General features: G+C 63.8%; 20 protein-coding genes. 9 read left to right on the top strand and 11 right to left on the bottom strand.

What is annotated here, in order from left to right:
• Positions 1 to 8: 8 nt before the first annotated feature.
• The gene (gene mscL, locus QZ497_RS08850; RefSeq protein WP_295473214.1) at positions 9 to 443 is read right to left on the bottom strand and encodes a large-conductance mechanosensitive channel protein MscL; all 435 of its coding nucleotides are present in this window, start codon (positions 441 to 443) and stop codon (positions 9 to 11) included.
• A 187-nt stretch (positions 444 to 630) separates the two neighbouring features.
• Here mscL and radA point away from each other — a divergent pair, with 187 nt between their 5' ends.
• Complete coding sequence (radA, locus tag QZ497_RS08845; RefSeq protein ID WP_295473242.1) at positions 631 to 1998, top strand: DNA repair protein RadA; 1368 nt, start codon at positions 631 to 633, stop codon at positions 1996 to 1998.
• 9 nt (positions 1999 to 2007) lie between these two features.
• Here radA and QZ497_RS08840 read toward each other — a convergent pair whose 3' ends face one another.
• The gene (locus tag QZ497_RS08840; protein ID WP_295473212.1) at positions 2008 to 2376 is read right to left on the bottom strand and encodes a PilZ domain-containing protein; all 369 of its coding nucleotides are present in this window, start codon (positions 2374 to 2376) and stop codon (positions 2008 to 2010) included.
• A gap of 367 nt (positions 2377 to 2743) precedes the next feature.
• Between QZ497_RS08840 and QZ497_RS08835 the strand changes: the two genes are divergently transcribed.
• The 3 genes from QZ497_RS08835 to yjiA all read left to right on the top strand — a co-directional run bounded on the left by QZ497_RS08835 (position 2744) and on the right by yjiA (position 6112).
• The gene (locus tag QZ497_RS08835) at positions 2744 to 4819 is read left to right on the top strand and encodes a carbon starvation CstA family protein (RefSeq protein ID WP_295473210.1); all 2076 of its coding nucleotides are present in this window, start codon (positions 2744 to 2746) and stop codon (positions 4817 to 4819) included.
• A gap of 24 nt (positions 4820 to 4843) precedes the next feature.
• Complete coding sequence (locus QZ497_RS08830; RefSeq protein WP_295473208.1) at positions 4844 to 5041, top strand: YbdD/YjiX family protein; 198 nt, start codon at positions 4844 to 4846, stop codon at positions 5039 to 5041.
• A 90-nt stretch (positions 5042 to 5131) separates the two neighbouring features.
• Entirely contained in the window at positions 5132 to 6112 is a 981-nt protein-coding gene (gene yjiA / locus QZ497_RS08825) for a GTPase (RefSeq protein ID WP_295473206.1), read from the top strand.
• Positions 6113 to 6463: 351 nt separating this feature from the next.
• On the opposite strand, the gene QZ497_RS08820 is transcribed toward yjiA, so the two are convergent.
• The 3 genes from QZ497_RS08820 to QZ497_RS08810 all read right to left on the bottom strand — a co-directional run bounded on the left by QZ497_RS08820 (position 6464) and on the right by QZ497_RS08810 (position 12523).
• The gene (locus tag QZ497_RS08820) at positions 6464 to 7231 is read right to left on the bottom strand and encodes a PAAR domain-containing protein (protein ID WP_295473205.1); all 768 of its coding nucleotides are present in this window, start codon (positions 7229 to 7231) and stop codon (positions 6464 to 6466) included.
• Between the two features lie 185 nt (positions 7232 to 7416).
• Positions 7417 to 8670, bottom strand: coding sequence for a serine hydroxymethyltransferase (gene glyA / locus QZ497_RS08815; protein ID WP_295473203.1), 1254 nt, complete (start codon positions 8668 to 8670; stop codon positions 7417 to 7419).
• A gap of 136 nt (positions 8671 to 8806) precedes the next feature.
• On the bottom strand, positions 8807 to 12523 hold the full coding sequence (locus QZ497_RS08810; protein WP_295473240.1) for an EAL domain-containing protein: 3717 nt from the start codon (positions 12521 to 12523) through the stop codon (positions 8807 to 8809).
• Positions 12524 to 13179: 656 nt separating this feature from the next.
• On the opposite strand from QZ497_RS08810, the gene ettA reads away from it, so the two are divergent.
• Complete coding sequence (gene ettA, locus QZ497_RS08805; protein ID WP_295473201.1) at positions 13180 to 14847, top strand: energy-dependent translational throttle protein EttA; 1668 nt, start codon at positions 13180 to 13182, stop codon at positions 14845 to 14847.
• Between the two features lie 69 nt (positions 14848 to 14916).
• Here the strand turns inward: ettA and QZ497_RS08800 are convergent, their stop codons facing one another.
• The 4 genes from QZ497_RS08800 to QZ497_RS08785 all read right to left on the bottom strand — a co-directional run bounded on the left by QZ497_RS08800 (position 14917) and on the right by QZ497_RS08785 (position 18356).
• Positions 14917 to 15420, bottom strand: a complete 504-nt coding sequence (locus QZ497_RS08800) for a GreA/GreB family elongation factor (protein WP_295473199.1) — start codon at positions 15418 to 15420, stop codon at positions 14917 to 14919.
• A 106-nt stretch (positions 15421 to 15526) separates the two neighbouring features.
• Complete coding sequence (locus QZ497_RS08795) at positions 15527 to 15877, bottom strand: hypothetical protein (RefSeq protein WP_295473198.1); 351 nt, start codon at positions 15875 to 15877, stop codon at positions 15527 to 15529.
• A gap of 78 nt (positions 15878 to 15955) precedes the next feature.
• Entirely contained in the window at positions 15956 to 17809 is a 1854-nt protein-coding gene (locus QZ497_RS08790; protein ID WP_295473196.1) for a DUF4105 domain-containing protein, read from the bottom strand.
• A gap of 58 nt (positions 17810 to 17867) precedes the next feature.
• Positions 17868 to 18356, bottom strand: coding sequence for a DUF3015 domain-containing protein (locus tag QZ497_RS08785; protein WP_295473194.1), 489 nt, complete (start codon positions 18354 to 18356; stop codon positions 17868 to 17870).
• Between the two features lie 270 nt (positions 18357 to 18626).
• On the opposite strand from QZ497_RS08785, the gene QZ497_RS08780 reads away from it, so the two are divergent.
• From QZ497_RS08780 to QZ497_RS08765, 4 genes are all read left to right on the top strand, one after another.
• Positions 18627 to 21062: a Lon protease family protein gene (locus tag QZ497_RS08780; RefSeq protein ID WP_295473192.1), complete on the top strand. Its 2436-nt coding sequence runs from the start codon at positions 18627 to 18629 to the stop codon at positions 21060 to 21062.
• A gap of 169 nt (positions 21063 to 21231) precedes the next feature.
• A complete protein-coding gene (locus QZ497_RS08775) occupies positions 21232 to 21558 on the top strand; it encodes a hypothetical protein (RefSeq protein ID WP_295473190.1) in 327 nt (108 codons plus the stop codon).
• A 395-nt stretch (positions 21559 to 21953) separates the two neighbouring features.
• Positions 21954 to 22442, top strand: a complete 489-nt coding sequence (locus QZ497_RS08770; RefSeq protein WP_295473189.1) for a TIGR00645 family protein — start codon at positions 21954 to 21956, stop codon at positions 22440 to 22442.
• 145 nt (positions 22443 to 22587) lie between these two features.
• A complete protein-coding gene (locus QZ497_RS08765; RefSeq protein WP_295473187.1) occupies positions 22588 to 23205 on the top strand; it encodes an FKBP-type peptidyl-prolyl cis-trans isomerase in 618 nt (205 codons plus the stop codon).
• Between the two features lie 61 nt (positions 23206 to 23266).
• Here the strand turns inward: QZ497_RS08765 and QZ497_RS08760 are convergent, their stop codons facing one another.
• Positions 23267 to 23515: a hypothetical protein gene (locus QZ497_RS08760; protein WP_295473185.1), complete on the bottom strand. Its 249-nt coding sequence runs from the start codon at positions 23513 to 23515 to the stop codon at positions 23267 to 23269.
• Positions 23516 to 23664: 149 nt separating this feature from the next.
• Positions 23665 to 24633: a polyprenyl synthetase family protein gene (locus tag QZ497_RS08755; RefSeq protein WP_295473183.1), complete on the bottom strand. Its 969-nt coding sequence runs from the start codon at positions 24631 to 24633 to the stop codon at positions 23665 to 23667.
• Positions 24634 to 24801 lie beyond the last annotated feature (168 nt).

Below are 24801 nucleotides of genomic sequence, written 5' to 3'. Positions count from 1 at the left end.
GGCCAGCCTTACAGCGGCTTGTTGGGGTCGACAACCACCGGTTCGGCAGGCTTGTTCTGCTCCTTGAGCAGGTCGCGGATTTCGGTGAGCAGGACTTCCTGCTTGTTCACCGCCGGGGCCTTGGCCTGTTCCTGACGCAGGCGGTTGATGACCTTCACGCCCATGAAAATGGCGAATGCGACGATCAGGAAGTCCACTACGGTCTGGATGAATTTGCCGTAGGCCAACACCACGGCCGGTGCATCGCCCTGGGCGGCGCGCAGGGTGATGCCCAGGTCGGTGAAGTCCACGCCACCGATCAGCAGGCCCAGTGGCGGCATCACCACATCACCGACGAACGACGACACGATCTTGCCGAACGCGGCGCCGATGATGATCCCCACGGCCATGTCGACCACATTGCCCTTGACGGCGAAGGCTTTGAATTCGTTGATGATGCTCATGGGTCATTCCTTGTTACAGATGAAGGGTTCCGCTCCAGTCTAATGGAGCGCGAGGCAGCCTGCCCTCAAACATCGACCGGATCGCCCCCTACAAGTTTTATCCGATCTTGGACGCGACTGGCCGCCCCGCCTGGCCGTGTGGTGGACAAGCTGGGTTATCATGGCGCCTTTTGCGAGCGGGGTTCCCATGGCCAAGGCCAAGCGCTTGTATGGTTGCACCGAGTGCGGTGCGACCTTTCCCAAATGGGCAGGGCAGTGTGGCGAATGCGGCGCCTGGAATACCCTGGTCGAGACTGTCGTGGAGAGCGGCGCGGCGGCGGCGCCCAGCGGGCGCACCGGCTGGGCCGGTGCGCAGGCGCAGATCAAGACCCTGGCCGAAGTCAGCGTCGAAGAGATTCCACGCTTCACCACCCGCTCCACCGAGCTGGACCGGGTGTTGGGCGGCGGCATGGTCGACGGCTCGGTGATCCTCATCGGCGGCGACCCGGGCATCGGCAAGTCGACCATCCTGCTGCAGACCCTCTGCCACCTGGCCGAGAGCATGTCGGCGCTGTACGTCACCGGTGAGGAGTCGCAGCAGCAGGTGGCCATGCGCGCCCGGCGCCTGGGCCTGCCCCAGGACAAGCTGCGGGTGATGACCGAGACCTGCATCGAGTCGATCATCGCCACGGCGCGGGTCGAGCAACCCAAGGTCATGGTCATCGACTCGATCCAGACCATCTTCACCGAGCAGTTGCAGTCGGCCCCTGGCGGCGTCGCCCAGGTGCGCGAGAGCACGGCGTTGCTGGTGCGTTATGCCAAGCAGAGCGGCACGGCGATCTTCCTGGTCGGCCATGTCACCAAGGAAGGCGCGCTGGCCGGCCCGCGGGTGCTGGAGCACATGGTCGACACCGTGCTGTATTTCGAGGGTGAGGCCGATGGCCGCCTGCGCCTGCTGCGCGCGGTGAAGAACCGCTTTGGCGCGGTCAACGAGCTGGGCGTGTTCGGCATGACCGACCGGGGCCTGAAGGAAGTCTCCAATCCTTCGGCGATCTTTCTCAGCCGTGCCCAGGAAGAAGTGTCCGGCAGCGTGGTGATGGCCACCTGGGAGGGCACGCGGCCGATGCTGGTCGAAGTGCAGGCGCTGGTCGACGACAGCCACATGGCCAACCCTCGGCGCGTCACCCTGGGGTTGGATCAGAACCGCCTGGCCATGCTGCTGGCCGTGCTGCATCGCCACGGCGGTATCCCGACCCATGACCAGGATGTGTTCCTCAACGTGGTGGGCGGGGTCAAGGTGCTGGAGACCGCCTCGGACCTGGCACTGATGGCGGCGGTGATGTCCAGCCTGCGCAACCGCCCGCTGTCCCATGACCTGCTGGTGTTCGGCGAAGTCGGCCTGTCCGGCGAAGTGCGCCCGGTGCCCAGTGGTCAGGAGCGTCTCAAGGAGGCGGCCAAGCACGGCTTCAAGCGGGCCATCGTGCCCAAGGGCAACGCCCCCAAGGAAGGCTTTGCCGGTTTGCAGGTGATCGCGGTCACGCGCCTGGAGCAGGCGCTGGATGCGCTGTTCGAGTAACCAGCGCCCTCAGATATCGATCAGCGCCGCCAGTTCGCGGTCCAGCTCCTTGGAGTCGGCCAGGTTCAGTTCGACCAGGCGCTTGAGGTGACTGATCGACTCCAGGCCGATGTGCAGGCATTCGAAGCCCAGGTGGTGCTGGTTGTCGTGGGTCTGGCGCACATCCATCCTCACGCAGGCGTCGGTGCTCAGGTGGATGTCGACCACGAACGGTTGCGTCGGGTCACCTTCCCAGGGCTCGGGGCGCTCGATGAGCAGGCCCTTGAGGGACAGGTCGAGCAGCTGGACCTCCCAGGTCACATGGCCCTGTTGCAGTTCGGTCCGGGCATCGAAGGCGATGCGCTTGAAGCGCCGGCGATCGGCGGGGGAATCGGTCATCACGCGCACTCCTGGGGTTGCTGATGGCAGGGCTGCCGGCCTACGGGCTGGTGGCCAGCTCCAGAGAAAGCCAATACCGCGATATGGCTTGCGGGAGCGAATGTTAGTGAAGATAAACCCGAACCGCTCTGGCGAACAGTTCCGCGTGCATCGCCACCTGGCATTCGTCGTCCGCCGCTGTGCCAGCAGCCGCTCTGGTTCAAGGTTTTCGTTCCTGCCGGATTAATTCCCGATAGACCATCGTGGGGGGTGGCCTTTCGCTGTGGCACAGCTACACTCGCATCGTCGGGTAGCATCGTCGCGCAGCGTCTCTGGCCGCTCGCGCGTGTCACCCAGATCTTCTGGTCATTACTGCTGGAATAAAAAAATGAAAAATAATAATAGCTTGTTGCGCCATGTGCCCTGGGTGCTGCTTGCGTTCATTGGGGCCTGTGCCCTGGGGGTCGTCGCGCTGCGCCGCGGCGAAGCGATCAATGCCTTGTGGATCGTGGTGGCTGCGGTCGCCATCTATCTGGTTGCCTTCCGTTACTACAGTCTGTTCATCGCCAACCACGTCATGCAACTCGACCCGAGCCGCGCGACGCCGGCGGTGGTCAACAACGATGGTCTGGACTACGTTCCGACCAACAAACACATCCTGTTCGGCCACCACTTCGCGGCCATCGCCGGTGCAGGCCCGCTGGTCGGCCCGGTACTTGCGGCGCAGATGGGCTACCTGCCCGGTACGCTCTGGCTGATTGCCGGCGTGGTCCTGGCTGGCGCCGTGCAGGACTTCATGATCCTGTTCCTCTCCACGCGCCGTAACGGCCGTTCGCTCGGCGACATGGTCCGCGAAGAAATGGGCCGTATCCCCGGCACCATCGCGCTGTTCGGCTGCTTCCTGATCATGATCATCATCCTCGCGGTGCTGGCGCTGATCGTGGTCAAGGCCCTGGCCGAGAGCCCGTGGGGCATGTTCACGGTGATCGCCACCATCCCGACCGCGATCTTCATGGGCGTATACATGCGCTACATACGCCCGGGTCGTATCGGTGAAATCTCGCTGATCGGCGTGGTGCTGCTGCTGGGCTCCATCTGGCTGGGTGGCGCGGTCGCAGCCGACCCTGTATGGGGCCCGCGCTTCACCTTCACCGGCGTGCAGATCACCTGGATGCTGGTCGGCTATGGTTTCGTCGCCGCCATGCTGCCGGTGTGGCTGCTGCTGGCACCGCGCGACTACCTGTCGACCTTCCTGAAGATCGGCACCATTCTCGGTCTGGCCATCGGTATCCTGATTCTCGCGCCAGAGCTGAAAATGCCGGCCCTGACCCAGTTCACCGACGGCACCGGCCCGGTGTGGAAAGGCGCCCTGTTCCCGTTCCTGTTCATCACCATCGCCTGCGGCGCGGTGTCGGGCTTCCATGCGCTGATCTCGTCGGGCACCACGCCCAAGCTGCTGGATAACGAGGTCAACGCCCGCTACATCGGCTACGGCGGCATGCTGATGGAGTCCTTCGTGGCCATCATGGCCATGGTCGCCGCTTCGGTGATCGAGCCGGGCGTGTACTTCGCCATGAACAGCCCGGCGGCCATCGTCGGCAGCGACGTGATGACGGTCGCCGCCAAAGTCTCCGAATGGGGCTTCGCCATTACCCCCGAGCAGTTGACCGCCACGGCGGCCGACATCGGCGAGCACACCATCCTGGCCCGTGCCGGTGGTGCGCCGACCCTGGCCGTGGGTATCGCGCAGATCCTTCACCAAGTCCTGCCGGGTGAAAACACCATGGCCTTCTGGTACCACTTCGCGATTCTCTTCGAGGCGCTATTCATCCTCACGGCAGTGGACGCCGGTACCCGTGCCGGTCGCTTCATGCTGCAGGACCTGCTGGGCAGCTTCATTCCGGCCCTCAAGCGCACCGAGTCCTGGGGTGCCAACGTGATCGGCACCGGCGGCTGCGTGGCGCTGTGGGGCTACCTGCTGTACCAGGGCGTGATCGACCCGCTGGGTGGTATCAACACGCTGTGGCCGCTGTTCGGCATCTCCAACCAGATGCTCGCCGGTATCGCCCTGATGCTGGCCAGCGTGGTGCTGGTGAAGATGAAGCGCCAGCGCTACGTGTGGGTCACCGCGTTCCCGGCCGCCTGGCTGCTGATCTGCACCGTGACCGCCAGCCTGATCAAGCTGTTCGACGCCAACCCGGCGGTCGGCTTCCTGGCCCTGGCCAAGAAATACTCCGCCGCCGCCGACGCGGGTCAGATCCTGGCGCCGGCCAAGAACATGGACCAGATGCAGCACGTCATTCTCAATGCCTACACCAACGCGGGCCTGAGTGTGCTGTTCCTGTTCGTGGTCGGCAGCATTCTGTTCTACTCGCTGAAGGTCGGCAGCAAGGCCTGGAGCAAGGCCGAGCGTTCCGACAAGGAAGCGCCGTACCAGGCCATGCCGTCCGGGTCGCAGGTGTGAGTCGTGTGATGGGAGGAACTGCAGATGTTCAATGACCTTGGCCGGCTCGGCAAATACCTGGGCCAGGCTGCCCGCCTGATGGTGGGCATGCCGGACTACGACACCTACGTCGAGCATATGCAGAACAAGCACCCGGACCAGCCGGTGATGAGCTACGAGGCGTTCTTCCGCGAGCGCCAGGAAGCCCGTTACGGTGGCAAGGGTGGGCCGAAGTGCTGTTGACCCCCTGATCCATGCTGGACCCCGCGCGCCACAGGTGAGAGCCTGTGGCGCGTTTTTTTTCTGCTTCACGCATCCTGCCAAGGAGCCTTCATGAGCGAGTTGCAACCCATTCCCGTCACCGTGCTGACCGGCTTTCTCGGTGCCGGCAAGACCACGCTGCTGCGCCACATCCTCAAGGCCGAGCACGGCCTGAAAATCGCGGTGATCGAGAACGAATTCAGTGATGCGGGCATCGACAGCCAGTTGCTCGGCGACGAGCCGGTGCAGGTCATGACCCTGTCCAACGGCTGCGTGTGCTGCAGCATCCACACCGACCTGACCAAGGCCCTGTTCCTGCTGCTCGAACGCCTGGACAGCGGCGAGATCGCCTTCGACCGCCTGGTAATCGAATGCACCGGCCTGGCCGACCCGGCGCCGGTGGCACAGACCTTCTTTATCGACGAAGAACTGCGCGAGCGTTATATCCTCGACGGCATCATCACCCTGGTCGACGCCGCGCATGCCGACGTGCACCTGACCCAGACCATCGCCCAGGCGCAGATCGGTTTCGCCGACCGCCTGCTGGTGAGCAAGCGCGACCTGGTCGACGAGGCCCACTTCGAGGCGCTCAGCACGCGCCTGGGGCGCATCAACCGCCGCGCGCCGATCCGTACCGTGGACCACGGTCGTATCGATCTGGCCGAGCTGCTGGACGTGCGTGGCTTCAACCTCAACGCCGACCTCGGCGGCAGCCTGACCCTGCGCCCGGTGGCGCCGGCCGGCAGCAATGGCGACCGGATCTCCAGCCTGGTGCTGCGCACCGAGCAGCCGCTGGACATCGACCGCCTCAGCGACTTCATGAACGAGTTGCTCGAAGACCACGGCAAGCAGCTGCTGCGCTACAAGGGCGTGCTGAACATTGCGGGCGAAGCGCGACGCCTGGTATTCCAGGGCGTGCTCAAGCTCTACGGCTTCGACTGGGACAGCGAATGGGCCGAAGACGAACAGCGTGAAAGCGTGATCGTGTTCATTGCCGATGAGCTGCCGGAAGAGAAGATTCGCGCGGGGTTTGCGGCGTTGGCTACGAATTAGCGCGTAGTTCAGGTTTCGCAACGCAAGAGAAGCCTTGGGCTTCGCTTGCCGAGCGTCCTTGCGAAACCTAACGTACGCTACAGGCGTCGACCTCCTCTTGAGTGAAAGGCGGTGTGTTTATACCCAGTCGATATTTGCAGTAGTCCTTGAGGGCCTGCCATTCGGTATCGCTCAACTCGCTCCGAGGTCTTCTGTATCGGTCACTCGTATAGATATTTTCAAACCTCATTTTTAATGTGGGGTATTTCTTGATGAAAATCATGAGGCGTGGATCCTCCATATCCTGCGATATGTAATAGCCCACATAGAGATGAGCGACCGCGGCCAGCGCAATGATGCAAAGTGTTTTTTTCATGTTCCGGCAGGTTGTTGAAGTTGTGTGATTGAGCGAATGGCCCGTACGAGTTCCATGCCCACATTGCCTGGGCAGATTTTTCCTGCGGTACCTTGGTCCGGGTATTCCCGGTGACCTCCAAAATGCGTGAAGCGGGCTGGCGCCTTGAACATCACATGGAGCGATATCGATGAGTCGGGTGATGGCGCCTGTACGTGTGCGAGCCCGGCGGCGTCGGTAAGCCCGGTGATTTCCTCATTGCCCACCATCGCGATGAAGGGCCGGTGGGCCAGAGGCCGGCGCGTCTCGCTATCGATGGCCTGAAATGAGCAGGCATAGCTTCGCGGGGTGGTGGGCGCCTTGTCGGGGTCGATCAGCGCGCCGGCCTGGCGGGCGTGCTGTTCCAGCTGGGGATCGGCCAGCAAGGCTTGCAGGCGTTGGTCGTCCAGCCGGCCCTGTTCATCCATGACGCCCAGGCGTGCGAAGTCCACCACCAGGGGAGGCCGCTGCGTGCCGTTCTGGCTGCCACCAAAAGTGTCGCCGCTGCCGGCCAGTACGGCGCCGCCGTGGCTGCTCAGGCTGCCCAGGTGCGCCATGGGGCGACCGTTGACCAGGATATGCGGGAACCCGCTGACCAGCACCGCGCCGCAGCCGCTGCGGTCACCGACTCGGGCCACGGGCAGGCCGTTGACCTGAACGTCGGCTGCCCCACTGACCAGCGGCGTGATGCCGTGCAGGGGAAGGGGACAGGCGTGCAGGTCGGTAAGGCGGGAGATGCGGATCATGATCAGCCTCGGGATGCGTAGGGAAGGGCATCCTGCCGGAGCTGACCGGGGCGTTATGTAGGGCGATTCTTCATCGCATGCGCAGTATGGCCTCTGTGGCTGTAGGGCAGGCCTTGGGCAAACCGCACAAACGAAAACGCCCGGCACTGTGGCCGGGCGTTCTCATGCTGCGGGTAACGGTGCTATCAGGCGCCGTACACCGGCAGGCGGGCACAGATGGCCTTGACCTTCTCACGAACGGCGTCGATCACCGCTTCGTTGTTCAGGTCGGCGAGGATGTCGCAGATCCAGCCAGCCAGTTCCTTGCACTCGGCTTCCTTGAAGCCGCGAGTGGTAACGGCCGGGGTGCCGAAGCGCAGGCCGGAGGTGACGAACGGCGAGCGTGGGTCGTTGGGGACCGAGTTCTTGTTCACGGTGATGTAGGCGCGGCCCAGGGCGGCGTCAGCATCTTTACCGGAAATGTCCTGCTTGATCAGCGACAGCAGGAACAGGTGGTTCTGGGTACCGCCGGAAACCACGTCGAAACCGCGCTCGATGAACACCTGGGCCATGGCCTGGGCGTTCTTCACCACCTGCTGCTGGTAGGCCTTGAACTCAGGCTGCAGCGCTTCCTTGAAGCACACGGCCTTGGCGGCGATGACGTGCTCCAGAGGGCCGCCCTGGGCGCCAGGGAACACGGCGGAGTTGAGCTTCTTCTCGATGTCGGCGTTGGCGCGTGCCAGGATCAGGCCGCCACGTGGACCGCGCAGGGTCTTGTGGGTGGTGGTGGTGACCACGTCGGCGAACGGCACCGGGTTCGGGTAGACGCCAGCGGCGACCAGACCGGCCACGTGGGCCATGTCGACGAACAGGTAGGCACCGACCTTGTCGGCGATGGCGCGGAAGCGCGGGAAGTCCAGCACCTGCGAGTAGGCCGAGAAACCGGCGACGATCATCTTCGGCTTGTGCTCGACGGCCAGGCGCTCGACTTCGTCGTAGTCGATCAGGCCATTGGCGTCGATACCGTACTGGATGGCGTTGTACAGCTTGCCCGAGGAGCTGACGGCGGCGCCGTGGGTCAGGTGACCGCCGTGAGCCAGGCTCATGCCCAGAATGGTGTCACCGGCCTGCAGCAGGGCCAGGTAGACGGCGGCGTTGGCCTGGGAGCCGGCGTGCGGCTGGACGTTGGCGTAGTCGGCACCGAACAGTTCCTTGGCGCGGTCGATGGCCAGTTGCTCAACCACGTCGACGTATTCGCAGCCACCGTAGTAGCGCTTGCCCGGATAGCCTTCGGCGTACTTGTTGGTCAGGGCCGAGCCCTGAGCTTCCATGACGGCCGGGCTGGTGTAGTTTTCCGAAGCGATCAGCTCGATGTGCTCTTCCTGGCGCACGGCTTCCTGCTCCATGGCGGCGAACAGATCGGGGTCGAACTTGGCGATAGTCAAATCACGGCTGAACATGGCAGTCCTCGAGGGCTTGGAGCGAAAAGGGGGGCATTCTACCCCATCGGGCGAACTGTGGCATATGAAAGGCCCTCATCCGACGGGTGAGGCGGCTGCATGTGTTGCGTAGGCTGGGTGAGCGGGGCCGCCAGGCTCAATCGAGCATGAACAGCGCGTCGTTGCTGAACTGCGCTTCGAACTGGCTGGCCGTCATCGGGCGGCCGAACAGGTAGCCCTGCACTTCGTCGCAGCCGTGCTCACGCAGGAATTCCAGCTGTTCGTGGGTTTCCACACCCTCGGCGATCACCGCCAGGTTCAGGCTGTGGGCCATGGCGATGATCGCCCGGGCGATCTGCGCGTCCTGCTCGCCCGACGGCAGGCCGTCGACGAAGGTGCGGTCGATCTTCAGTACGTCGATGGGGAACTGCTTGAGGTAGTTCAGCGACGAATAGCCGGTGCCGAAGTCGTCGACGGCGATGCTCAGGCCGAGATTCTTCAGCCCGGCGAGGGTCTGCATGGCTTCGCCCACTTCGCGCATCAGGATACTTTCGGTCAGTTCCAGCTCCAGGCACGCTGGCGGCACGCCGGTGTCCTGCAGGGCGGCCGCGATGCGCTCGCCCAGCTGGCCGTCGGAGAACTGCCGTGCCGAGATGTTCACCGACACCTTGGGCACGCGTACCCGGGCCTGGTGCCAGGCCCTGAGCTGGCGGCAGGCCTCGGCCATCACCCAGTCGCCGACTTCCACCACCAGGCCAAGCTCTTCCAGCACCGGGATGAATTCGCTGGGCGGGACCAGGCCGCGCCGCGGGTGGCGCCAGCGCAGCAGCGCCTCGGCGCCGGTCAGGCGCTTGCCGTCGCCGCTGAACTGCGGTTGGTAGTAGATCTGGAACTCGTGCTGCTCCAGGGCATGGCGCAGGTCGCTTTCCAGTTCCAGGCGTTCCAGTGCGCTGGCGTTCATGTCGGCCTGGTAGAACTGGAAGTTGTTCTTGCCGCGCTCCTTGGCGTGGTACATCGCGGTGTCGGCGTTCTTCATCAGCTGGCTGAGTTCGCGGCCATCCTGCGGGCTCAGCGCGATGCCGATACTGGCGGTGACGAAGAACTCCCGGCCTTCGAGCACGAACGGTCGCACCAGGCTGTTGAGGATCTGTTCGGCGACATGGATGGCGCGGTTCAGCGCCAGCTCACGGGTCGCACCGGGATGCAGCAGCAGGGTGAATTCGTCGCCGCCCATGCGCGCTACGGTGTCGTCGTCGGTCACGCAGGCCTGCAGGCGGTTGGCCATTTCCTTGAGCATCCGGTCACCGGCGGCATGCCCGAGGGAGTCGTTGATCGGCTTGAAACGGTCCAGGTCGAGGAACATCAGCACCACCCAGGCACCCTGGCGCTCGGCCTGCAGCAGCGCCGAGTGCAGGCGGTCCTGGAACAGGGTGCGGTTGGGCAGGTGGGTCAGCGCATCGTAATAGGCCAGGCGGTGGATGCGTTGCTCACTGGCCTTGCGCTCACTGATGTCGCTGAAGAAGCACACGTAGCTGGCCAGGTCGCCTTCTTCGTCGAAGACGGCGGTGATGCCGACCCAGGCGGGGTATTCCTCGCCGTTGCGCCGCCGCAACTGCACTTCGCCTTCCCAGTTGCCGCGCTGGTTGAGCTGCTTGAGCACCAGTTGCAGGTGCGCTTCCTCGTGTTCGACGGTCATCAGGGTCGGCAACTGGTCGAGGACCTGACCGACCGCATAGCCGCTCACCCGGGTGAAGGCGTCGTTGACCTGCACGATATAGCCGGCCGGGTCGGTGATCAGGATCGCCGAGGTCGAGTGCTCGAAGACCGTCGCGGCCATGCGCAGGTCCTTTTCCGCACGCCGCTGCTGGCTGACATCGCGGGCCACGCCGAGAACACCTTCGAAACTGCCCTGCTGGTCCCAGACCAGCGCCAGGCGCAGTTCGATGGGAATCTTGCGGCCGTCGGCGCGCAGGCAGTCGAAGACGAATTGCCGGGTCGCCACTTCATTGCGCAAGCGCTCGAGTTCTTCGGGTTTTTTCAGCGCCTTGCGAATCTGCGAGATCAGGCTGTAGATGCCGGCCAGTTGCTGCGGGTTGGCCAGGGCCGCGCTCCAGCCGTGGCGCAGGACCCATTCGCTGCTGTAGCCCAGCACCGTCTCCACCGAGGGACTGACGTAGTTGAGCCCCAGGCGGGCGTCGGTGGAGAAGATCACGTCGCTGATGCTTTCGGCGAGCATCCGGTAGCGTTTTTCGCTGTCGCGCAGCGACTGGCTGGCGCTCATCTGCTCGGTGATGTCCTTGGCCACACCGATGATCCGCGTGGGCTGCTCGTTCCTGTCCCACGCCATGGCCTGTTCGCGGATGTCGAAGTGCCGCCAGTTCTGCTCGCGGTCACGAAAGCGCAGCACGCATTGCAGCAGTTCGGTATGCCCGTGATGCCGCTGGCGCAGGCGCATGTCGCGATAACTGTGGGCATCGTCCGGATGCAGCAGCAGCTCCCAGAAGAACTCGCCCATGGCATGCAGCTCGGCCTTGCTGTAGCCCAGGGTCCGCCCCAGATGGTGGTTGCTGTAGATCATGCGCTGGCTGGGCACGTCCTGTACGTAGAGGTGGTCGGGGACGGTACGCACCACGTCCGACCAGAAGCTCTCACGGTCCAGCAGCGACAGCTCGATCTGCTTGCGGCTGGTGATGTCGCCGATGCTGAGGATCACCGCATCGTAGTCGTTGTCTTCTTCGGGCAGGCGGACGACCAGCCACAGGTGCTGATCTTCCCCGCCATCGCGGGTCAGGCGGATTTCCAGCTCCAGGCGCGGCTGGCCGCTCAGGACCGCCTGGATGATGCGCGAACCGGTGCCGTTCTGGCTGCGTGAGCAGCCCTCGATCAACTGTTGCCAGGCTTGTTCATTGCCTTCGATGCCCAGCAGGTCGCGGGCCACCTGATTGACTTCGGTGATCCGCACCTGCTGCAGCAGCAGCTTGAGGCGGCCGGGCTGGGTACGTGCCAGCCTGTCGAACTCTTCGACACTGTCGATGCGCAGGCTGGCGAGCATGGTCGGCAGGGTCGACATGTCCAGTACGCAGATCGCAACCCCGGCCCCTTCGAAAATGTCCTGGTAGCGACGCCGGCTTTCCACCAGCTGGATCTGTCGCCGACGCAGGCTGATCAGCGCGGTCAGCGGCAGGATGGCGAACATCAGGGCGAACACGCATTTGACGATCAGCGGCACCAGCAGTGCCTTGCGCTCGCGCTCGGCATCGAACAGCCCGCGCAGTTGCCAGTCGGTGTTGCCGATCGGCTGTAGCATCACGGTTTCCGGCGTGCCGCCGTTACGATGTGCGTCGCGCGCGATGACCTGCGGCTGCTCGCGGTTTTCCAGGCGCCACAGGAACAGGAAGTCATGCTCGGGCTGCTGGCTCAGCGCCTTCAGGGCGTCCGGGTGCAGGCGCAGCACCCAGTAATCGCCGGTAAAGCCGCCGGCCTGGCGCACCAGCAGGTAGAGGCGTGTGCCGTCTTCAGAGTTGGTGTAGTAGAAAGGTTTGCTCTGGGCTTTCTCGGGCAGGGTTTTCAGCAGCGCCGCATCGTCGGTGCTCGGGGCGCTGTCCTTGATGACCTGGCCGCTCGGGCTGAGCCAGACGACGCTGTGCAGGGCCGGCAGGGCCTGACGCAGGCTGTCGAGGGTCGCGGGCTCGGTCAGCGACTGGCCCATGCTGGTTGCTTCTTCGAGCAGATTGACGCTGACCTGCGCGGTCAGCGCCAGGTTCAGGCTCAGCCGGTCGCTCAATTGGGTGCTGTAGTCCAGGCTGCGCTGGCGCTGGCGCTCCTGGGTCTGCTGGAATTGCTCGAAGGACTGCCAGATCAGCAGCGTCAGCATCAGCAGCACCAGCCCGGCCAGCGCCCCCTTGAGCGAACCTCGCCATGGCGCATGGGCAGAGCCCTTGGCAATACGCAGCGATGAGGTGGGGGTCGGAGTGGGCAAGTCGATGTTCCTGACTACTGGACTGAAGCAACGAATGCGGTGCGAACTGTATGCCCGCCGCCCAGGGGGCGGTTAGCATGCCCTGAGTTGTGGCGAAGAGCCAGCAATTATTGAGCCTGTTCTGCTACCGACCATCATGGCGGTCCAGGGTTCTGCCTGCGCTCGCCAGATTTCTGTTTTATTCAAGGCTGCACAGCAGGTTCCGGCAAGTCTGGCACACTCATTACTTCCCTTATAGGTGAAAACACAGGGCTCATCCGACAATCGCGGTGACGGGATTGTGGCGGGCAGCGCCTGGCATTCGGCCTTGCCGGTTGGCCGGGTGGTGCGCCGCCCCCCCTGCCAGCCTTCTTCGAGTTGGGTTAAGCTTGCCCACCCGGAGCGCAGCTGGCCTGTGCTCGTGTGTCGTTTTCAATGCAGCCAGCCCGGTGCCCCCGACCGTGATCGCGCGGCCCGCGCCCGTCCGCTGCTCTCAATCTGACCCATGCAGTCTTTACGGCCCTGCCTGCCAGGCGGGGCTTTTCACTACGTTTTCGAGCGAGGTCCACGTTTTGGCTCAATACGTCTACACCATGCATCGGCTGAGCAAAGTAGTGCCGCCGAAGCGGGAAATCCTGAAGAACATTTCCCTGTCGTTCTTCCCCGGCGCCAAGATCGGCGTCCTCGGCCTGAACGGCTCGGGCAAGTCCACCCTGCTGAAGATCATGGCCGGTGTCGACAAGGAGTTCGACGGTGAAGCCCGCCCGATGCCCGAACTGAATGTCGGTTACCTGCCACAGGAGCCGCAACTGGACCCGAACAAGACCGTTCGAGAAGTGGTGGAGGAAGCGGTCAGCGTCATCAAGGACGCCCAGGCACGTCTCGACGAGGTCTACGCCGCCTATGCCGAGCCGGATGCCGACTTCGACAAGCTGGCTGCCGAGCAGGCCAAGCTGGAAGCCATTCTGCAGGCGGCCGATGGCCATAACCTGGAGCGCCAGCTGGAAGTCGCCGCCGATGCGTTGCGTCTGCCGGCATGGGATGCCAAGGTCGAGCACCTGTCCGGCGGCGAGAAGCGCCGCGTAGCGCTGTGCCGCCTGCTGCTGTCCGCCCCGGACATGCTGCTGCTCGACGAACCGACCAACCACCTGGACGCTGACTCGGTGGCCTGGCTGGAGCGTTTCCTCCACGACTTCCCGGGCACCGTGGTTGCCATCACCCACGACCGGTACTTCCTCGACAACGTTGCCGGCTGGATCCTCGAACTCGACCGCGGCGCCGGTATTCCGTACGAAGGCAACTACTCGGGCTGGCTGGAGGCCAAGTCGGCGCGTCTGGAGCAGGAATCCAAGCAGCAGAGCGCTCACGAGAAGGCCATGAAGGAAGAGCTGGAGTGGGTGCGCAAAGGCGCCAAGGCTCGCCAGTCGAAGTCCAAGGCCCGTCTGGCGCGCTTCGAGGAAATGCAGTCGCAGGAATTCCAGAAGCGCAGCGAGACCAACGAGATCTACATTCCGGCCGGTCCGCGCCTGGGTGACAAGGTCATCGAGTTCAAGAACGTCACCAAGGGCTACGGCGACCGCGTGCTGATCGACAACCTGTCGTTCGCCATGCCCAAGGGCGCCATCGTCGGTGTCATCGGCGGTAACGGTGCCGGTAAGTCGACCCTGTTCCGCATGATCATGGGCAAGGAGCAGCCGGACTCGGGCACCATCGAGATCGGCGATACCGTGCAACTGGCCTGCGTCGACCAGGCCCGTGATGACCTGGATGGCAGCAAGACCGTGTTCCAGCAGATCTCCGACGGTTCCGACCAGATTCGCATCGGGACCTACGAGATTCCTTCGCGTACCTACGTCGGCCGCTTCAACTTCAAGGGCGGTGACCAGCAGAAGTTCGTCAAGGACCTGTCGGGTGGTGAGCGGGGTCGTCTGCACCTGGCGCTGACCCTCAAGGAGGGCGGCAACGTCCTGCTGCTCGACGAACCGTCCAACGACCTGGACGTGGAAACCCTGCGTTCGCTGGAGGAGGCCCTGCTGGACTTCCCGGGCGCCGCCATCGTGATTTCCCACGATCGCTGGTTCCTTGACCGCGTGGCGACGCACATCCTGGCTTATGAAGACGATTCCAACATCGTGTTCTTCGAAGGCAACTACACCGAGTACGAAGCCGACCGTAAGAAGCGCCTGGGCGATGCGGCGACCCAGCCGCACCGTGTACGGCACAAGAAACTGGCCCAGTAAGCCGTTTCGCTGCACACCAATGGGGCCTTCATGGCCCCATTTTCTTGCCTGGCTGAAAGCGCGGGTCGATCAGGTGCCAGGGTCAGCCTCGATGTCCAGCACCTCGATCAGCCGCTCGCCCGCCGGTCGCTTCCACAGCACTTCGTCGCCCGGGCGGGCGCCCAGCAACGCGCGGCCCAGCGGCGAGCCCCAGTTGATCAGGCCATGGGCGGCATCGGCCTGGTCTTCGCCGACCAGTTGCACCCGATGATGGACGTCGTCTTCATCGGCATAGGTGACCCAGCTGCCGATCTGCACCTTGTCGGTGGACAGCGCGGGCGTCACGACCTGGGCACTCTGCAGGCGCTGGGTGTAGTAGCGCAGATCGCGTTCGATATCCACCAGGCTTTGCTTGTCGGCCTTGTCGCCCAGCCCCGATTGCTCACGGTGCCGGGCCTGCAGCTCGCGAACCTGGCCCTGCAGCAGCACCAGGCCGTGTGCAGTGACGTAATTGGGTTGTTCGCTGACCCGCCGCTCCACGGGCTGGCTGGTCTGCTGGGCGTTGTTGTCTTCGTTGACGAAAGCGCGGCTCATGATGGTCCTCCCGGTAGGCAGTATTGGGCATGAGCGTGCCCGATAAGTTTGCCCGACGGCCGCCAGCGCCCGACCGCCGCGTGTAGGGCGCTCACCGTCCGGTGCTTCAGTCCGGGCGGAAGGCCCTGGCCTTGTCGCGGGTCTTCTGTTGCTCCCATTGCCGGTCGCGGTCGTTCATCCAGCCGTTGTTCTCACGGTCCCGGCTGTCCTGCATGGCCTGGCACTGGCGGAATCCGTCGTTCCAGCCCTGGGCATAGAGCCGGTCCTTCATGAACCGCGGTACATCCTTGCGGTAGATGCCGCCGATCGATCCTGCTGCCTGCCGACCGCTGCCGCAGCCATCCTGGAAGCCATCGGCGAACGGCGGAGGGTAGCCCTCGGCCAGCAACTGGTCATGGGTGGACTGGCATCCTGCAAGCGCCACGATCAAGCCCAACAACGCGATACGCATGTTCATGATCGATTTCCTTGGTGTCTGAACAGAGTCTAGTCAATACCCTGTCCGGACCCAGTGAACGGCTTGTCGGAAATTTGTTCAGTAGTGATACCAGCGCACTTGCAGCATGACCTCGTTCTGGGTTCCGCCCAGATGACTGAAGTCGCGTTGTGCGCTCAGGCGCAGGCCCAGGTTGCGCGACAGCTCCCATTGCTGGTTCAGGCTGATGCTGCGGCGCACTTCGCCATTGGTGAAGTAATCGCCCTTGGCCTCCAGGCTCAGGTTGCCCAGCGGGTTGCGCCACAGTACGCCGGTATTGAAGCCGGCGGCCGGGGCGACGAACTCGCTGAAATCATTGTTGTGTTCGACGCGCGCGGTGCCCAGGGCAAAGCCCAGCAGGCCGTCGGCCAGCTGCCAGGTGCCGCCGCCACCGCCATTGACGTGGCTGACCAGGGTCTGGTCGCCATGTTTGCCTGGCACGCGTTCCAGGCCGCCGGAGACCTGCCAGGACCAGGGCTTGAGCAGCTCGTTGCGTGGTGTCAGCGAGCGGATGGTCGCCAGATCCAGGCGCTGCAGGTGCCAGTCGTTGCCTTCGTACTGGCGCAGTTTCAGTTGCAGGATCTCGATCTGGGCGCCCAGCGGGAAGCCGTAGGCGTTGTCATTGAGGTCGTGATAGGCCATGCGCAGGCCGTACTCGGCGAACGCACGATCATCGCGGCTGCCCAGGCCGAGCTGCCAGGTGCGCGACTGGTGGCCTTCCTCGGGCAGGCCGGGACGCTCGATGTCCAGTGCCGGTGGCGGATTGCGGTTGATCGCCCGCAGCAGCTCGAAGCTACGCTGCGCGGCTTGCCTGTCGCGCTCCTGGCCGTTGGCCCGGTAGCGCTCCAGGCGGTAGGCGGCATCCTGGATCAGCGCGCGACGCTCGGCCGGCAGGCGCAGGTATTCGGCACTCTGCAGTTGCGTCGGGTCGGCGCTGACGGCCAGCACCCAGTGTTGTTCTGCATGGTCGAGCGGTTCGGCACGGCCGAGCAGTTCGCGCTCCCGCGAGGGGCGGTAATCGATGCGTTTCACCAGCCCGGCAGCCTTGACCGCCTTGACCGTATCGGTGGGGATGGCAGTCAGGCCGAACTGTTCGGTCAGTTTCAGGCCGGGCCGGGCGATTTCCAGCAGTTCCAGCAGGCGGTAGGAGCAGTTCTCGTCGAAGAAGAAGTAGCGGAAGCGCACCTGCTTGAGTTCCCAGACATGCTCAACCATGCGCTGGGTTTCTTCGGGGCTCAGGTTCAGCTGGTATTCCCACAGGTCGCGGTTTTCCAGGCTGCGGTATTCGGCGAGCTTTTCCTGGTAGGGCACCATGGCGAACAGCCCTGGGTAGCCGCCGGCCAGGCCTTTCCAGGCGTACAGGATGCTGTTGTCGGAGCCCTCGATGTAGGCGCCGAAGTTGATCGCATAGCTGAGCAGGGTGGTGTTGTCGGCCTCGGCGCCGGCCGGGTCGATGCGCAGCAGGGTGTGGCCGAACATCGATGACGGGCTGTTCAGGTAGGCGGCCGGGAACACCAGCACGGCACTGTTGGGCGCCACGTCCTTGAACCACTCGTCGAAGGTCTTGCACGACACCTTGGGCAGGTCGGTAAGTTGCAGTTGCTGGCGTAGCCAGCGGGTGCGCGCCGGATAAACGCACTGCGCATGGGTTTCGGCGTCGCGCACCGGAGCCTGGATGGCCGCCAGGGTCGCACTCAGTTCTGCGCGCGGGTCCTGGGCGCCATCGGCGGCCAGGAAGAATTTCGGGTCGTCGACATAGCTGCGCCAGCCGCCGAGACGGGTCTTTTCATAGTGCCCCAGGGAAATCCAGAACGTGTCGTCGGCCAGTTGCTGCACACGCCGGGCGTCCACAGAGGGGGCTGCGCACAGTGGCGCACAGACGAACAGCGTCAGGCAGGCGAGACGTTTGAGCATTCGGGAGGCAACTTTCGCGGGATGGGAACCCGCCTCCTGTGCGGAGGCGGGGACTGACTCAGGCCTGGGTAGCGTACTTGGCCAGGGTTGGGTCGTTTTTCAGCACATTGAGGGTGTTGGTATGGACATCCTCGGCAGTGACATCGGCCTTGTCGAAGATCTTCCCGAAGTTGTCGTGGGTGACGGCGGCGAAGTGCGCGCGGTCTTGCGGTGCGACGCCCAATACCACGGCATAGGTGGTCAGTGCTTCGCCCTGGCCCATGGCCATGTCCTTGCTCAGCTCATCCATCATGCCGTTCATGGCGATCCACGACTTGCCGCCGTAGGTCAGCGCGCCGGCAGTGGAGCAGCCGTTGGTACCACTGGTCATGCCGAAGGTGGCGTTACCGGAGGTGCCGTTGGTGGTGGACGCGAGGAAGTGCGCAGGGGTGCCGCGCTGGCCTTCGAACAGCATGTTGCCCCAGCCGCAATCCGGGCCGCCTGGGGCCTGGGCCATGGCGTTGAAAGATGCTGCGGCGAAGAGCGTTCCGAGAAGAATCCGTTTCATAGCTTTATTCTCTTTGTGATCGACCCTTGGGGCCAGGTGTCATGCGTCAATGCATTACTGCAAAAGGCCATGCTGGCCAATGTGCGCAGGTTGGAGTCTAGGCCGTCCGGGCAGGTTCCGTGATTTATTGCGTTTTGTAACCTTACAGTTTGCCCCAAGCCCCTCGCCACAGCGCGTCGGTGTACCTGCACGGCTGCGCAACCGCCTTGCAAGTGGTGTCCGGCGAGCGCCAGAATGCCGCTATCTGCCCGCCTGATGTAAGGAACACTGATGCCCGATTCCGTTGCCGCCAGCCTGCGTCTGGCGCCACAAGCGCTGACCCGACCATTCTCTGCCGAGCAGTTCGCTTTCGCGACCACCAACGACCTCGACCCCTTCCGCGGGGTACTCGGCCAGGAGCGTGCCGTGGAGGCGTTGCAGTTCGGTGTGGCGATGCCGCGTCCCGGTTACAACGTCTACGTGATGGGCGAGCCCGGCACCGGGCGCTTCTCGTTCGTCAAGCGCTACCTCAAGGCCGAGGCCAAGCGCATGCAGACCCCCTCGGACTGGGTCTATGTGAACAACTTCGACGAGCCCCGCGAACCCCGTGCCCTGGAACTGGCGCCTGGCACCGCGCAGGCCTTCATGGCCGATATCAACGGCCTGATCGACAACCTGCTGGCGACCTTTCCGGCCGTCTTCGAGCACCCGACCTACCAGCAAAAGAAGAGCGCCATCGACCGCGCCTTCAACCAGCGCTACGACCGCGCCCTGGATGTGATCGAGCGTCTGGCGCTGGAAAAGGACGTGGCCCTGTACCGCGACAGCTCCAACATCGCCTTTACGCCCATGGCCGATGGCAAGGCGCTGGATGAAGCGGAATTCGCCCAGTTGCCGGAATCCGAGCGCGAGCGTTTCCACGACGACATCGCCGCGCTGGAAGAGCGTCTGAACGAAGAGCTGTCGAGCCTGCCGCAGTGGAAGCGTGAGTCGAACAATCAGCTGCGCCAGCTCAACGACGAGACCATCACCCTGGCCCTGCAGCCGCTGCTCGCGCCGCTGTCGGAGAAATACGCGGAAACCGCCGCGGTGTGCGCGTACCTGCAGGCCGTGCAGGTCAACCTGCTCAAGACCCTGGTCGAACAGCTGGTCGACGATGCCAAGAGCGACGCTCAGGCGCGCAAGCTGCTCGAAGAGCAGTACAGTCCCAGCCTGGTGGTCGGGCACATGCATGACAGCGGTGCGCCGGTGGTCTTCGAACCGCACCCGACCTACGACAACCTGTTCGGGCGTATCGAATACAGCACCGATCAGGGCGCCCTGTACACCAACTACCGTCAGTTGCGCCCTGGTGCGCTGCACCGCGCCAACGGCGGCTTCCTGATTCTCGAAGCCGAGAAGATGCTCAGCGAGCCCTTCGTCTGGGACGCGCTCAAGCGCACCCTGCAATCGCACAAACTGAAGATGGAGTCGCCGCTGGGCGAGATGGGCCGCCTGGCGACCGTAAGCCTGACCCCTCAGGTGATCCCGTGGAACGTCAAGGTGGTGATCATCGGCTCACGTTCGCTGTACTACACGCTGCAGGACCTGGACGCCGACTTCCAGGAGATGTTCCGCGTGCTGGTGGACTTCGACGAAGAAATCCCCATGGCCGACGAAACCCTGGAGCAGTTCGCCCAACTGCTCAAGACCCGTACCTCGGAGGAGGGCATGGCGGCGCTGACCGCCGATGCCGTGGCACGCCTGGCCACCTACAGCGCGCGCCTCGCCGAGCACCAGGGACGGCTGTCGGCGAAGATCGGCGATCTGTTCCAGCTGGTCAGCGAAGCGGACTTCATCCGCCAGCTGGCCGGTGACGAGTTCACCGATGCCGGGCACATCGACCGCGCCCTCAAGGCCAAGGCCACCCGCACCGGGCGTGTTTCGGCAAGAATCCTCGACGACATGCTGGCCGGCATCATCCTCATCGATACCGATGGCGCGGCAGTGGGCAAGTGCAACGGCCTGACCGTGCTGGAAGTCGGCGACTCGGCGTTCGGTGTGCCAGCGCGGATCTCGGCGACGGTCTACCCGGGCGGCAGCGGCATCGTCGACATCGAGCGCGAGGTCAACCTCGGTCAGCCGATCCACTCCAAGGGGGTGATGATCCTCACCGGTTACCTGGGCAGCCGCTACGCTCAGGAATTCCCCCTGGCGATCTCGGCGAGCATCGCCCTGGAGCAGTCCTACGGCTACGTCGACGGCGACAGCGCCTCGCTGGGTGAAGTCTGTACGCTGATCTCGGCGCTCTCTCGCACGCCACTGAAGCAGTGTTTCGCCATCACCGGCTCGATCAACCAGTTCGGCGAAGTGCAAGCGGTCGGGGGCGTCAACGAGAAGATCGAAGGCTTCTTCCGTCTGTGCGAGGCCCGTGGCCTGACCGGTGAGCAGGGCGCGATCATCCCGCGTTCCAACGTGGCGACCCTGATGCTCGACGAAAAGGTCCTGCAGGCGGTCAAGGCCGGGCAGTTCCACATCTACGCGGTCAGCCAGGCCGATGAGGCGCTGAGCCTGCTGGTCGGTGAGCCGGCCGGTGATCCGGACGAGCACGGCCAGTTCCCTGAAGGCAGCGTGAATGCGCGGGTGGTGCAGCGCCTGCGCGACATCGCCGAAATGCTCAGCGACGAGGAAATTCGCGAAGAACTGGAAAAGGAGCCTGTGCAACTGCCTGCGGAACTCAAGGTCTGATGTGCTGAGGATGCCGGGCCGACTTCACGTTCTCCGGCATCCGCTCATCCATTCCTCGCATTTTGTAGGGTTTTTCTTCTATGCTCTTGGGTCAAGCAGTCGCCAGAGAGTGGGGGTGCCGTCGCAGCTTTGCGCCGGTGACCATACCGTCGAAGAGGAGGAGCTCGCCATGCCGCGACGTCTCTGTCTGACCCGCCAGTGCCTGGGCCTGGTGACGCGCATCGAATGCGTGATCCGGCCACTGGGCGATGGTGGCATGTGGACCTTGCTGTTCGCTGCGGGGATGTCGGGTGAACAGCCTTCAGCCATCAAGGCCCAAGGACCCTTCCAGGGCGCCAGCGCGGCCGAGTCAGTGCTTCAGGCGATTGCCGAGAGCCTGGCGCTGAACGGTTACCGTTGCACGGATGACGTGCCGATCTGGAGCCTGCACCTGCAAAGCGAACTGCGCCGTCTCGGCGGTGGCGTTGCGCACTGCCAGCAGTCTTCTCCGTTCTGAGGCAGGCGGAAAAAGGCGCCCCGCAGGGCGCCAGAGAGGGTCTTGACCAAAGGAGGGGTGAAGACGGCCTCTATCATGGATCGCGTGTCCTTACCGCAGGATGAGCGGCGCGTGACAGTTTTGTCATTCCTCTCCCAATACTGGGCAGTTAGACCGAGTAGAAGCGGCGTCAGCCGCGAAGCGGCCGCTGTTCAAAACAGATGCAGTGAATTTTCTGGCGCTTTCGCGGCTGAAGCCGCTCCCACCGAGCCACATGACACTAACCGAACAGTATTGATCCTCATCCGGGCCCTGCCAGCACCAGGGTTGATCTCGGCGACATTCTGTCGCGTCTTCAGGGGGGTAACATCTCGCTGATATACTCGCGCGCTCCATCATTACCCCTGTGAGTTTCAATGGAACGCTTTTTAGAAAATGCCATGTATGCGTCGCGCTGGCTGCTGGCGCCCATCTACTTCGGTCTGTCGCTCGGCCTGCTGGCGCTGGGCCTGAAATTCTTCCAGGAAATCTTCCATGTGCTGCCCAACGTGTTCAGTCTGGCCGAGGCCGACCTGATCCTGGTGCTGCTGTCACTGATCGACATGGCGCTGGTGGGTGGCCTGTTGGTGATGGTGATGATCTCCGGCTACGAGAACTTCGTTTCGCAGCTGGACATCGACGAGGACAAGGAAAAGCTCAACTGGCTGGGCACCATGGACTCTTCGTCGCTGAAAATGAAAGTGGCGGCGTCCATCGTGGCGATTTCCTCCATCCACCTGCTGCGGGTGTTCATGGATGCCAGCAACATCCAGCCCGACTACCTGAAGTGGTACGTGATCATCCACATGACCTTCGTCATCTCGGCGTTCGTCATGGGTTACCTGGACAAGCTGACCAAGCACTGAGTGCTGGGCAGGGCAGGTGGGTGCCGTGGCTGCTTTGCGATAGGGGCGTGTAGCGCAAGTGTGCTAGGCTGCCTGACCTTTTACCTCGGGGTGTTCGTTGCGGCCTGTGCGCCGGGCGGGCGCTCCATGCAGCGGAGCAGTGTTAATGTCCGAAGTCAATCTGTCCACCGACGAAACCCGCGTCAGCTACGGCATCGGCCGCCAGTTGGGTGACCAACTGCGCGACAACCCGCCGCCCGGTGTTGACCTGCAGGCGATCGTCGCGGGTCTGACCGACGCGTTCAACGGCCAGCCTAGCCGTGTCGGCCAGGAAGAGCTGTCGGCGGCCTTCAAGGCCATCCGCCAGGTGATGCAGGCCGAAGCTGCCGCCAAGGCCGAGAAGGCTGCTGCCGCTGGTGTGGCTTTCCTGGCCGACAACGCCAAGCGCGAAGGCGTGACCACCCTGGCATCGGGCCTGCAGTTCGAAGTGCTGACCGCCGGTGACGGTGCCAAGCCGACCCGTGAAGACCAGGTGCGCACGCACTACCACGGCAGCCTGATCGACGGCACGGTGTTCGACAGCTCCTATGATCGTGGCGAGCCTGCCGAATTTCCGGTCGGCGGCGTGATCGCTGGCTGGACCGAAGCCCTGCAACTGATGAATACCGGCAGCAAATGGCGCCTGTATGTGCCGAGCGAACTGGCCTATGGCGCCCAGGGCGTGGGCAGCATCCCGCCGCACAGCGTACTGGTGTTCGACGTCGAGCTGCTGGCCGTTCTGTAAGCCTGCCGCTGTCCTGCCGGACGAGTCCTGGTGGCTCGCCCGGCGGTGACTGCTTCTTCCCTCATGCCGTTGCCAGTTCTGCTGTCGGGCGCAAGGCCCGCGCGTAGCAGAACAGAAACAGATTGCGCACCAGTTCCTTCAATACCCCGGGCTCGCTCGAGTTGAGGCTGCTGACGTCCAGGTCGCCCTGTTCGCGCAGTTCCTCCAGGGCGTCCTGCCCAAGCACCGCACACACTTCGCCGGTTTCGCGATGCAGAATCCGCAGGTAGGGGTGAGGACGGTCCAGCCAGGCATCGATCAGATAAGTCATGTTCCATCTCCTGTGTCAGTGAGATGAGAATAATTCCTATCGAGATAATAGCAAGCCGCTATTGAGATTAATTCGCATTTTCTGCTCGATGGTCGAATCGCGCGCACAAAAAAGCCCGTCCTGGGACGGGCTTGGGCGGCTGCCGTGGATCAGTGGGTGCGGGCGACGGCGAACTCGCTCAGCTCCACCAGGGCGTCACGGTATTCGCTGGCCGGCAACACTTCCAGGCTGGCGATCGCCTTGGCGGCGAACTCGCGTGCCAGGCGTGCGGTGTAGTCCAGCGCGCCGGCACTTTCCACGGCCTGGCGGATGCTTTCGAGGTCTTCCAGGCCGCCTTTCTGGATCGCCTGGCGAACCAGGGCTGCCTGCTCTGCGGTGCCCTCACGCATGGTGTAGATCAGCGGCAGGGTGGGCTTGCCCTCGGCCAGGTCATCGCCGACGTTCTTGCCCAGGGTCTCGGCGTCGCCATGGTAGTCGAGCAGGTCGTCCACCAGCTGGAAGGCCACGCCCAGGTGGTCGCCGAAGGTGCGCAGGGCTTCGCTCTGCTCGGCGCTGGCACCGCACAGGGCGGCGGCGCTATGGGTCGAGGCCTCGAAGAGCATGGCGGTCTTGCCGCGGATCACTTCCATGTAGGTCTCTTCGGTGGTGCTGGCGTCACGCACCTTGGACAGCTGCAGGACTTCGCCTTCGGCGATGACCCGCGTGGCCTTGGAAAGGATCTGCATGACCGACATGGAGCCCAGCTCTACCATCATCTCGAACGAGCGTGAATAGAGGAAGTCGCCGACCAGCACGCTGGGCGCATTGCCCCACAGGGCGTTGGCGGTGGAGCGGCCGCGGCGCATGCCCGACATGTCGACCACGTCGTCGTGGAGCAGGGTCGCGGTGTGCAGGAATTCGATGGTGGCCGCCAGCAGGCGCAGATCGTCGCCCTGGTGACCGAGAGCCTTGCCGCTGAGCAGGACGAGCAGGGGGCGCAGACGCTTGCCGCCCGCCGAGGTGATATAGTCGCCGATCTTCGAGACCAGCGGTACGCGCGACGTCAGTTGCTTCTTGATGATCAGGTCAACGGCACTAAAGTCGTCCGCCACCGCGCGGTAGAAGGCTTGGGGTTGCATCAGCGACAGGTGCTCCAGATAGGTTGCGCCGCATGCTAGGTCGCGGGTCAGGGTGTGTCAAGGCGTGTCCGCCCGGCACTTGCAAGGCTTCCCGGCCTTGCGTACAATCGCGCACCCTTACTTTCTTGGGCATCACCTGCCTTACGCAATTGCAATCGGGTCTCCTGC

Origin of the sequence: uncultured Pseudomonas sp. (genome assembly GCF_913777995.1) — a bacterium.
In the GTDB taxonomy this organism is placed as follows: domain Bacteria; phylum Pseudomonadota; class Gammaproteobacteria; order Pseudomonadales; family Pseudomonadaceae; genus Aquipseudomonas.
This window is presented reverse-complemented; position numbering and strand designations above follow the sequence as displayed.

Bases quoted from the DNA above. Each gene is read 5' to 3' on its own strand.
- QZ497_RS08780 (WP_295473192.1), top strand. From the start codon at position 18,627: ATGCCCGATTCCGTTGCCGCCAGCCTGCGTCTGGCGCCACAAGCGCTG.
- QZ497_RS08765 (WP_295473187.1), top strand. From the start codon at position 22,588: ATGTCCGAAGTCAATCTGTCCACCGACGAAACCCGCGTCAGCTACGGC.
- QZ497_RS08775 (WP_295473190.1), top strand. From the start codon at position 21,232: ATGCCGCGACGTCTCTGTCTGACCCGCCAGTGCCTGGGCCTGGTGACG.
- QZ497_RS08840 (WP_295473212.1), bottom strand. From the start codon at position 2,376: ATGACCGATTCCCCCGCCGATCGCCGGCGCTTCAAGCGCATCGCCTTC.
- QZ497_RS08755 (WP_295473183.1), bottom strand. From the start codon at position 24,633: ATGCAACCCCAAGCCTTCTACCGCGCGGTGGCGGACGACTTTAGTGCC.
- QZ497_RS08800 (WP_295473199.1), bottom strand. From the start codon at position 15,420: ATGAGCCGCGCTTTCGTCAACGAAGACAACAACGCCCAGCAGACCAGC.
- yjiA (WP_295473206.1), top strand. From the start codon at position 5,132: ATGAGCGAGTTGCAACCCATTCCCGTCACCGTGCTGACCGGCTTTCTC.
- QZ497_RS08810 (WP_295473240.1), bottom strand. From the start codon at position 12,523: ATGCTGACGCTGCTGATCTGGCAGTCCTTCGAGCAATTCCAGCAGACC.
- QZ497_RS08830 (WP_295473208.1), top strand. From the start codon at position 4,844: ATGTTCAATGACCTTGGCCGGCTCGGCAAATACCTGGGCCAGGCTGCC.
- QZ497_RS08820 (WP_295473205.1), bottom strand. From the start codon at position 7,231: ATGATCCGCATCTCCCGCCTTACCGACCTGCACGCCTGTCCCCTTCCC.
- QZ497_RS08760 (WP_295473185.1), bottom strand. From the start codon at position 23,515: ATGACTTATCTGATCGATGCCTGGCTGGACCGTCCTCACCCCTACCTG.
- QZ497_RS08835 (WP_295473210.1), top strand. From the start codon at position 2,744: ATGAAAAATAATAATAGCTTGTTGCGCCATGTGCCCTGGGTGCTGCTT.
- QZ497_RS08770 (WP_295473189.1), top strand. From the start codon at position 21,954: ATGGAACGCTTTTTAGAAAATGCCATGTATGCGTCGCGCTGGCTGCTG.
- QZ497_RS08785 (WP_295473194.1), bottom strand. From the start codon at position 18,356: ATGAAACGGATTCTTCTCGGAACGCTCTTCGCCGCAGCATCTTTCAAC.
- glyA (WP_295473203.1), bottom strand. From the start codon at position 8,670: ATGTTCAGCCGTGATTTGACTATCGCCAAGTTCGACCCCGATCTGTTC.
- QZ497_RS08795 (WP_295473198.1), bottom strand. From the start codon at position 15,877: ATGAACATGCGTATCGCGTTGTTGGGCTTGATCGTGGCGCTTGCAGGA.
- radA (WP_295473242.1), top strand. From the start codon at position 631: ATGGCCAAGGCCAAGCGCTTGTATGGTTGCACCGAGTGCGGTGCGACC.
- QZ497_RS08790 (WP_295473196.1), bottom strand. From the start codon at position 17,809: ATGCTCAAACGTCTCGCCTGCCTGACGCTGTTCGTCTGTGCGCCACTG.
- mscL (WP_295473214.1), bottom strand. From the start codon at position 443: ATGAGCATCATCAACGAATTCAAAGCCTTCGCCGTCAAGGGCAATGTG.